The following is an 8359-nucleotide window of genomic DNA, read 5'->3' on the forward strand; positions in this document are numbered from 1 at the left end:
GGTTGAACTCCCTGGAACACGCTATCAATGCGTGGGACATAATGGGAACACGTTCCACTTCGAGAGAGCCACTTCGAGAAAGGTCGCCGCGCGTGCGCATCGCACTGCTGTCGTACCGCAGCAAGCCCCACTGTGGCGGCCAGGGAATCTACGTCCGGCACCTCAGCCGCGAGCTGGTCAACCTGGGTCACGAGGTCGAGGTGTTCTCCGGCCAGCCCTACCCCGAGCTCGACGAGGGCGTCCGCCTGACGAAGGTGCCCAGCCTTGACCTCTACCGCGAGCCGGACCCGTTCCGTACGCCGAGGCCGAGCGAGATCCGCGACCTCATCGACGTCGAGGAGGTCCTCACGATGTGGACCGCCGGCTTCCCGGAGCCCAAGACCTTCAGCTCCCGCGTGGCCCGCGTCCTCAAGGAGCGCGTCGGCGACTTCGACATCGCGCACGACAACCAGGTCCTCGGCTACGGCATGCTCGAGATCGAGAAGATGGGCCTCCCGCTGCTGACCACCATCCACCACCCGATCACCTTCGACCGGCGCATCGACATCGCGGCGGCGCCGACGCTGCGCAAGAAGCTCTCGCTCCGCCGCTGGTACGGCTTCCTGCGGATGCAGGCGAAGGTGGCTCGGCAGGCACGCACGATCCTCACACCGTCCGACACCTCGGCCCGCGACATCGCCGTCGACTTCGGGGTCGACCCGGCGCGCATGCAGACCGTGCTGCTCGGTGTCGAGGACGCCTTCGTCCCGCCGACCTCGCCCCGTGTGCCCGGACGCATCCTGGCCATGGCGAGCGCGGACGCCCCCATGAAGGGCATCGCCACCCTGCTCGAGGCCTTCGCCAAGCTGCGCACCGAGCGCGACGTGCACCTCCTGCTCGTCACCCGGCCCGAGCCCGGCGGCCGGACGGAGAAGCTGATCGACAGCCTCGGCATCGGCGAGCACGTGACCTTCGTCAGCGGCGTCTCCCAGGACGAGCTCGTCGAGGTGATGGGCTCGGCCGAGATCGCGTGCGTACCCTCGCTCTACGAGGGCTTCTCGCTGCCGACCGCCGAGCTGATGGCGTGCGAGACGCCGCTCGTCGTCTCGCGGGCCGGTGCGATCCCCGAGGTCGTGGGCGCCGACGGCGAGTGCGCGCTCCTCGTCACGCCAGGAGACGTCGGTGAGCTCGAGCTCGCGTTGCTCGAGCTGCTCGACGACCCGGCCCGCCGCGAGCAGATGGGCCGCGCCGGGCGTGTGCGCGTCCAGAGGCTGTTCAGCTGGCGTGCCGTTGCCGCGGCCACCGCGGCGGCGTACGAACGAACGATCGACAGCTACCGAGCCGAGCACGGCGGTGGCCATGACACCAGCGCTGAGACTGGCGGCGAGACAGGCGCTGTGCGCCCGATGAAGGAGAACACCAGTGCTGACCGTTGATTTCGACCGCCTGGGACTGCGTCCGGGCGAGCGCGTGCTCGACATGGGCTGCGGCGCGGGCCGCCACGCGTTCGAGATGTACAAGCGTGGCGCGGACGTGACCGCCTTCGACCAGGACGCCGACGAGCTCGCGGTCGTGCGGGAGTGGTTCGGGGCGATGAAAGAGGCCGGCGAGGTCCCGGCCGGCGCCGAGGCGGACACCAAGGAGGGCGACGCACTCGCCCTGCCGTTCGCCGACGGCGAGTTCGACCGCGTGGTCGCGGCCGAGGTGCTCGAGCACATCCCTGCCGACATCGCGGCGATCGAAGAGCTCGTCCGCGTCCTTCGTCCCGGCGGGACGATGGCCGTCAGCGTCCCGCGATGGCTGCCGGAGATCATCAACTGGAAGCTTTCCGACGACTACCACAACGTCGAGGGCGGCCACATCCGGATCTACACCGACAAGGAGCTCACCGACAAGGTCACCAAGGCCGGTCTGGAGTTCGTCGGCAAGGACTACGCACACGGACTCCACTCGCCCTACTGGTGGATCAAGTGCGCGGTCGGCGTCACCAACGACGACCACCCGCTCGCGGCGGCCTATCACAAGCTCCTCGTGTGGGAGATCATGAAGAACCCGAAGGCGCTCCAGCTGGCCGGCAAGGTGCTCGACCCGGTCATCGGCAAGAGCATGGTGCTCTACTTCCGCAAACCAGAGGCAGCCGTCGGCGAGCGGACAGAGGGCGATGCAGCCTGAGGTGCGCGCGGTCCACGACGTCCTGACCTGGGCCCAGGTCGAGGAGACGGCGTCGTCGATCGCGGCCATGCAGGAGCCGGACGGTGCCATTCCCTGGACGGTCGGCGAGCACACCGACGTCTGGAACCACGTCGAGTCCGCGATGGCGCTCGTCGTCGGCGGCCAGGTGGAGGCGGCCGAGCGAGCCTACGACTGGGTCCGCTCGACCCAGCGGGCCGACGGCTCGTGGCCGATGAAGATCGTCGGTGGCCAGGTCGAGGACCACTCCGGTGAGACCAACATGTCCGCCTACCTCGCCGTCGGCGTGTGGCACCACTGGCTGATCCGTCAGGACGACGAGTTCGTGCGCCGCATGTGGCCGACCGTGCGACGTGGCCTGGACTGGGTCGTCGACATGCAGCTGCCCTTCGGCGGCATCGCCTGGTCCCGGGAGTGGCTCGACGGCGAGCCCGGGGCGGTCAACCCCGAGGCACTGCTGGCGGGCTCGTCCAGCATCTACCAGAGCCTGCGGGCCGGCTCGGCGATCGCCGACCTGCTCGGCGACCCCCAGCCCGAGTGGGAGCTGGCCGGCGGACGCCTCGGCCACGCGGTGCGCGAGCACCGGGACGAGTTCCTCGACAAGTCGGAGTTCTCGATGGACTGGTACTACCCCGTCCTCGGCGGGGCCGTCCGCGGCGCGGCCGGGCGGGAGCTGATCGCGTCCCGCTGGGACACCTTCGTCGAGCCCGGCCTCGGCATCCGCTGTGTTTCGCGCAACCCGTGGGTCACCGGAGCGGAGACGTGCGAGCTGGTGCTGGCCCTCGACGCCATCGGCGACCGGACGCGTGCGTTGCAGCTCCTCGCCGACATGCAGCACCTACGCGCGGAGGAGGGGAAGTACTTCACCGGATATGTCTTCCCCGACGACGTGAACTGGCCCGCCGAGCACACGACCTACACGGCCGCAGCGGTGATCCTGGCCGCGGACGCGCTCTCGCACACCACGCCGGGCTCGGGCATCATGCGCGGCACCACCCTGGCGCCCGACTTCGCCGAGATCGGGCTCGAGTGCGGCTGCGAGTCAGCCGACCAGGTCGCCGGCGTCTCCTGAGACGCGCTCCAGGACCCGCATCGAGCCGAGGGCCTCGACCTCGGTGAAGGCGCCGCTCTCGAGTGCGCGCAGGAAGACGTGGTACGGCGCCTGGCCGCCGTCCGCAGGGTCGGCGAACACGTCGTGGATGACGAGCAGCCCGCCGATCATCAGCCAGTGCGACCAGCCCGAGTAGTCGTTCTGGGCGTGCTCCTCGGCGTGACCGCCGTCGATGAAGAGCAGCGCCAGGGGCGTACGCCAGTGGCGTGCCACGGTCGTCGACCTGCCGACCACGGCGACGACCTGCTCCTCCAGACCGGCGCGCGCGAGCGTCCTGCGGAAGACGGGGAGGGTGTCCATCAGCCCGAGGTCGTCGTCCACGAGGCTGGCGTCGTGGTGCTCCCAACCCGCCTGGTTCTCCTCGGAGCCGCGGTGGTGGTCGACGGTGAAGACGGTCCCCCCGGCCTCGCGGACAGCCGCTCCGAGGTAGATGGCGGACTTGCCGCAGTAGGTGCCGACCTCCAGCAGCGGACCCGTGGCTGCCTGCCGCAGCCCACAGCGGTGCAGCAGCATTCCCTCGTCCTTGGGCATGAAGCCCTTCGCGGCCAGTGCATGATCGATCCACCCAGTCACAGGGCGAGACCCTAGTGGCGTTGCTGCTTGACTGGGGCGATGGTCCCCGCTGTCGTCCTGCCCCCACCCGTCCGGCCCGGCGACCGGGTCGCCGTCGTCTCGCCGTCGTGGTGCGCGCCTGCACAGTTTCCGGCGATCCACGACCAGGCGCTCAGCAGGATCCGGGACCTGGGTCTCGAGCCCGTGGAGCTCCCCTTCACCCGCGTGCAGGGCACGCCGGCCGAGCGGGCGGAGGACCTCATGCGCGCCTTCGAGGACGACTCGATCGGCGCGGTCATGTCCACCATCGGGGGCGACGACCAGATCACCGTCCTGCCGCACCTCGTCCCCGAGCGGATGCTGGCGCACCCCAAGCGCTTCCTGGGCTACAGCGACAACACCAACCTCTCCAACTGGCTGTTCTTCCACGGCGTCGGCGGGGTGTACGGCGGGTCGACAGCAGTCCACCTCGGGCCGGGCCCGCACGTCGACCCGGCGCACCTCGCCACGCTGCAGGCGGCGCTCTTCGGCGGCGACCTGGAGCTGACGCCTCCTGTGCGCACGCGCGACTACGGCGTCGAGTGGGACTCGCCGGCGGTGCTGGTCGAAGCCGCACCCGACCTGCCGGCCGAGGCGTGGCAGTGGACCGGGCCTCCGCGGTCGGTGACCGGGACCCTGTGGGGCGGGTGCCTCGAGATCGTCGAGTGGACCCTCGCGGTCGGTCGGTGGATCCAACCTGTTTCGGCGTACGAGGGCTGCGTCCTGGCTCTGGAGGCCTCCGAGGACGTGCCGTCGCCGACCGAGTGCTTCTACATGCTGCGCAACCTGGGGGAGCGCGGCATCCTGGGTGCCGCCTCGGCGCTGCTGTGGGGCCGTCCCCCGGTGAGCACGCGGGAGCAGCCGCGGACCGAGGAGGAGGCAGCCGGGCTGCGGGCGGGGCGCCGGGAGGCGGTGCTACGCGCGGTGGCCGACTACAACCCCGGGCTCGTCGTGGTGCTCGACGTGGACTTCGGGCACACGTCGCCTCAGCTGCTGTTGCCGTACGGCGGTCCCATGACCGTGGACGGCGAGCGTCAGGTGGTCACCGCCCACTTCGGGTGACGGGCCCAGCCAGCACCCTCAGGCAGGTTCGAGCACGAGGCTGGCAAGGACGTCCGGGTCGGCAAGCAGGTCGATGGCGACGATGCGGTCGTCGATGAGAGTGAAGTCGAAGACCACCTTGGCCTCGCCTCGGTGCATCCACGCTGCCCCGGCGAGCCCGTCCACGACCATGAGCTTGGCGGACTGGGCACCGCCGTTGAACCGGTTGGCCACGTCCTGCGGACCCATGAGCAGCGGAGCGGGGCCCATCGCGGCCGCCGTGGCGTCGGCACGCAGCACCACGTCGGGGTCGAGCAGCGCGATCAGCGTGTCGAGCTCCCCGGCACGGGCCGCTCGCAGGAAGGCGTCGGCCACTTCGCGGCCGGGAGCGGCCGCCGGAATCGTCCCGCGGATCCGCCGGCGCGCCCGGGACGCGAGCTGCCGGGTGGCCGTGGGGGAGCGGTCCAGCAACGCGGCGATCTCGTCGAAGGACACTGCGAACAGGTCGTGCAGCACGAAGCACGCGCTCGGGCGGTGCCAGCTCGTCCAGCACGGTCTGCATGGCACTGCCGACGGCGTCCGCCAGGACGGCGTCGTCCTCGGGCGACGGTTCGTCGGTCGGCCGCTCCAGATGGTGGTCGACGAGGTCCTCGCGCCGCGCCGTCCGCGACCGGAGCTGGTCGAGACAGATCCGGCTCACGACCGTGGTGAGCCATCTCCGCAGGTTCTCGACATCGGCGGTGTCGGCCCGCTCGAAGCGGAGCCAGGTCTCCTGGACGGCGTCCTCGGCGTCGCCGCCGGGATCCAGGATCCGCATGGCCACCGACGTCAGGTGTCCGCGGTGCTCCTCGAAGGACTCCGTGTGCTGGAAGGACTCCGTGTGCTCAAAGGACTGCGTGTGCTCGAAGGGCTCCATGTCACCGTCTCCTGTCGTGGTCCGTCACCCTTCAGACGTTCCAGCGCCCTCGGTTGTGACCGGTGGCGACACCTCGACCTCGTGGTCGACCGGAAGGCCCGCCCGCCACGTGTTCCAGTGCCAGCCGAGGTAGCGCTCGATCGCCCGCACCACGTGGGCCGAGCGGATGGACGGGAATGTGTCGAAGGCGTGCTGGGCGCCGGGGAGCTCGGCGTACACCACGGACTTCTTCGAGACCCGGCGCAGCTTCTCGACGAACATGCGTGCCTGGCCGACGTCGACCAGGGTGTCGCCCGTGCCGTGGATGACGAAGAAGTCGGGCTCGTCGCCGTCGATGCGCAGGATGGGGGAGGCGGCCTCGAAGGCCTCGGGGTCGTCCTTCCACCGCTTCATCAGCACCTTCGGCCCCAGGAAGCCGTCGCGCATGCGGATCGCGTTGCGCAGGCCGGTCGAGCCGGCGAAGTCGTAGATGCCGTAGTGCGGGATGGCTGCCTGGACCGAGGTGTCGGCGTCCTCGAAGCCGGGCTGCCACTCCTTGACGTCGGGGGTGACAGCCGCCAGCGAGCTGAGGTGGCCACCGGCCGAACCGCCGGTGATGACGACGTAGTCGGGGTTGCCGCCGTAGTCGGCGATGTGCTCCTTGACCCAGGCGATGGCGCGCTTGACGTCGATGACGTGTGCGGGGAAGGGGTCGCGGGGTGCCAGCCGGTAGGTGATGGCCACGCACACCCAGCCGCGCTGCGCCATGTGCTGCATCAACGGGATGGCCTGGCGGTGCTTGGCGCCGATCCGCCAGCCGCCGCCGTGCACCTGGAGCAGCACCGGCGCGTCGGCCAGCGAGATGACGTCGGCCGGGCGGTAGATGTCGAGCATGGAGCGGCGGCCGAACTCGGCATACGCGATGTTCCGGTCGACCTTGACCGCTGGGTTGGTGAAGTTGAACGGGTTGACGAGCCGCCGCCACGGTGTGGCGAGGTCGGCAGGGGCGGGGACTGCGTCGAGCTGTTCGACGTAGTCGACACCCAACCCCTCGACGAGAGCCTCCTCCACCCGGTCCTTGACCTGCTGGGACTGGCGGATGAGGTGCGCGAGTCCTGCCGTCGTGACGGCCGCGAGACCGAGGCCGAGCCTGGTCTGTGGCGTCGATCGCCTCGATGGGCGCAGCTGGGCGGCCGAGTCGACCGCGCTGAGCGCCAGCACCTGGGGGGCGAGCTCGCCGAAGATCCAGCCTGCGATGAAGGAGGGGAAGCCGATCCGGAGGCCCGGCACCGGACGCAGGGCGTTGGCGGTCAGCGCGGCGAGAACCGCTTGTCGTGGCAGGTAGCTCACGGCGACGATGGTAGCGGGCAAGTAGAACGTGTTCCCGCCCGTCAGTGCAGGTTGTCGGCGAAGAACGTCAGCACGGCGTCGACAGCCTCCTGCTGACGGTGCTCGGTGACCGTGGAGTGCCCCTTGCCCTTGACGTCGATGCGGATGAACGCGTTGCCTAGCTCCCGGGTGAGGGTGTCGAAGCGGGTGCCCGGGAGCGGGTCCGAGCGGAACTGCAGACCCAGGACCTGCTGTCCGGCAGCGCATTTGCCCTTGACGACGTCCAGGTCTGCCGGCGAGAGGTTGAGGTCGGCTCCGCGCTTCGCGCCGGGCACGAACGGCACGCTCGGCTGGCAGAGGACGGGGGCGGCGACGGGGGCGTCCACCATCATTGCGAGCGCGAAGCCGCCGGTGAAGCACATGCCGAGGGCGCCGACACCGGGGCCGCCGAGCTCGTCGTGCAGGTCCCGCGCGAGCGACCGGAGCCAGCCGGCGACCGGAGTGGTGACGCCCGTGCGGAGCTTGGTGAACTCCCGACTGACGCAGACCTGTCGGAGGGCCTTGGCCGTGGACAGCGGAGTCATGCGCGCCCCGTCGGTGCCGAAGAGGCTGGGCAGCACCACCGTGTAGCCCGCGTCCACGACCTCCTGGGCGAACGAGGCCACCTCGGGCGTGATGCCCGGGATCTCGTGGACGATGATCACCCCCGGCCCGTCCCCTCGGCGGTACGTCGGGTGGCTGACGCCCTCGTGCGTGTGCGAGCCCTGCGTCCAGTCGTCGGGGAAGGTCATGGGCGTCAGTGTGGACCATGCGGGCGCTCCGAAGGGGCCGCGTCCACGCCGTCGCAGCCACGGCGTCGGGATGCGCGAGAATGGGTTTCGTGAACGTACAGGCCACCGACGAGAACTTCCCGCACGGCTTCGAGTGGCGCCCGGGGGAGACGGTCGAGGTCGACTGCGAGGAGACGCAGACCCGCGCGCGGCTCTTTCGCGAGGTGCTGGGCCGCTACGCCTCTGGCGTCACGGTCGTGACCACCACGCTCGGCGGCCAGCCGGTCGGGATGACGGCACAATCGTTCACCAGCGTGTCGCTGGACCCGCCTCTCGTCGCCTTCCTGCCGACCAGGAAGTCGCGTGCCTTCGCCTCGATCCGCCAGTCGGGCGTGTTCTGCGTCAACTTCCTGGCGGGCGGTCAGCAGCCCATCTCCGAGCAGATGGCCTCCG

The 8359-nt window shown here is 70.3% G+C and carries 9 protein-coding genes and 1 pseudogene; 5 read left to right on the forward strand and 5 right to left on the reverse strand.

Annotated elements, in window-relative coordinates; translation table 11 throughout:
* Nucleotides 1-92: 92 nt before the first annotated feature.
* From JWN68_RS01435 to JWN68_RS01445, 3 genes are read left to right on the forward strand one after another with little or no spacing between them, the layout of a single operon-like run.
* Complete coding sequence (locus JWN68_RS01435; protein WP_297733598.1) at nucleotides 93-1415, forward strand: glycosyltransferase family 4 protein; 1323 nt, start codon at nucleotides 93-95, stop codon at nucleotides 1413-1415.
* Nucleotides 1402-2151 (forward strand): class I SAM-dependent methyltransferase, encoded by a 750-nt coding sequence (locus tag JWN68_RS01440; protein WP_297733601.1) that lies wholly within the window; start codon nucleotides 1402-1404, stop codon nucleotides 2149-2151. The genes JWN68_RS01435 and JWN68_RS01440 overlap by 14 nt, the downstream gene beginning before the upstream one ends.
* Nucleotides 2141-3241 (forward strand): prenyltransferase, encoded by a 1101-nt coding sequence (locus tag JWN68_RS01445; protein WP_297733604.1) that lies wholly within the window; start codon nucleotides 2141-2143, stop codon nucleotides 3239-3241. Before JWN68_RS01440 ends, JWN68_RS01445 begins: the two co-directional genes overlap by 11 nt.
* On the opposite strand, the gene JWN68_RS01450 is transcribed toward JWN68_RS01445, so the two are convergent.
* Nucleotides 3212-3853, reverse strand: coding sequence for a class I SAM-dependent methyltransferase (locus tag JWN68_RS01450; protein ID WP_297733607.1), 642 nt, complete (start codon nucleotides 3851-3853; stop codon nucleotides 3212-3214). The two genes, JWN68_RS01445 and JWN68_RS01450, sit on opposite strands and share 30 nt — an antisense overlap.
* A gap of 39 nt (nucleotides 3854-3892) precedes the next feature.
* Between JWN68_RS01450 and JWN68_RS01455 the strand changes: the two genes are divergently transcribed.
* Entirely contained in the window at nucleotides 3893-4933 is a 1041-nt protein-coding gene (locus JWN68_RS01455) for a S66 peptidase family protein (RefSeq protein ID WP_297733610.1), read from the forward strand.
* An 18-nt stretch (nucleotides 4934-4951) separates the two neighbouring features.
* On the opposite strand, the gene JWN68_RS01460 is transcribed toward JWN68_RS01455, so the two are convergent.
* From JWN68_RS01460 to JWN68_RS01475, 4 genes and pseudogenes are all read right to left on the reverse strand, one after another.
* Entirely contained in the window at nucleotides 4952-5428 is a 477-nt protein-coding gene (locus JWN68_RS01460; protein WP_297733620.1) for a hypothetical protein, read from the reverse strand.
* Nucleotides 5429-5489: 61 nt separating this feature from the next.
* Nucleotides 5490-5828 (reverse strand): annotated as a pseudogene (locus JWN68_RS01465) (sigma factor); the annotation flags it as partial.
* A gap of 24 nt (nucleotides 5829-5852) precedes the next feature.
* Entirely contained in the window at nucleotides 5853-7157 is a 1305-nt protein-coding gene (locus JWN68_RS01470; RefSeq protein WP_297733613.1) for an alpha/beta hydrolase, read from the reverse strand.
* A 41-nt stretch (nucleotides 7158-7198) separates the two neighbouring features.
* The gene (locus JWN68_RS01475; RefSeq protein WP_297733615.1) at nucleotides 7199-7927 is read right to left on the reverse strand and encodes a dienelactone hydrolase family protein; all 729 of its coding nucleotides are present in this window, start codon (nucleotides 7925-7927) and stop codon (nucleotides 7199-7201) included.
* An 89-nt stretch (nucleotides 7928-8016) separates the two neighbouring features.
* Between JWN68_RS01475 and JWN68_RS01480 the strand changes: the two genes are divergently transcribed.
* Nucleotides 8017-8359: flavin reductase family protein (locus JWN68_RS01480; RefSeq protein ID WP_297733617.1), on the forward strand; the 343-nt coding region annotated here is incomplete at its 3' end.

It is taken from the genome of Nocardioides sp., from assembly GCF_025964975.1.
Taxonomy (GTDB): Bacteria; Actinomycetota; Actinomycetes; order Propionibacteriales; family Nocardioidaceae; genus Nocardioides.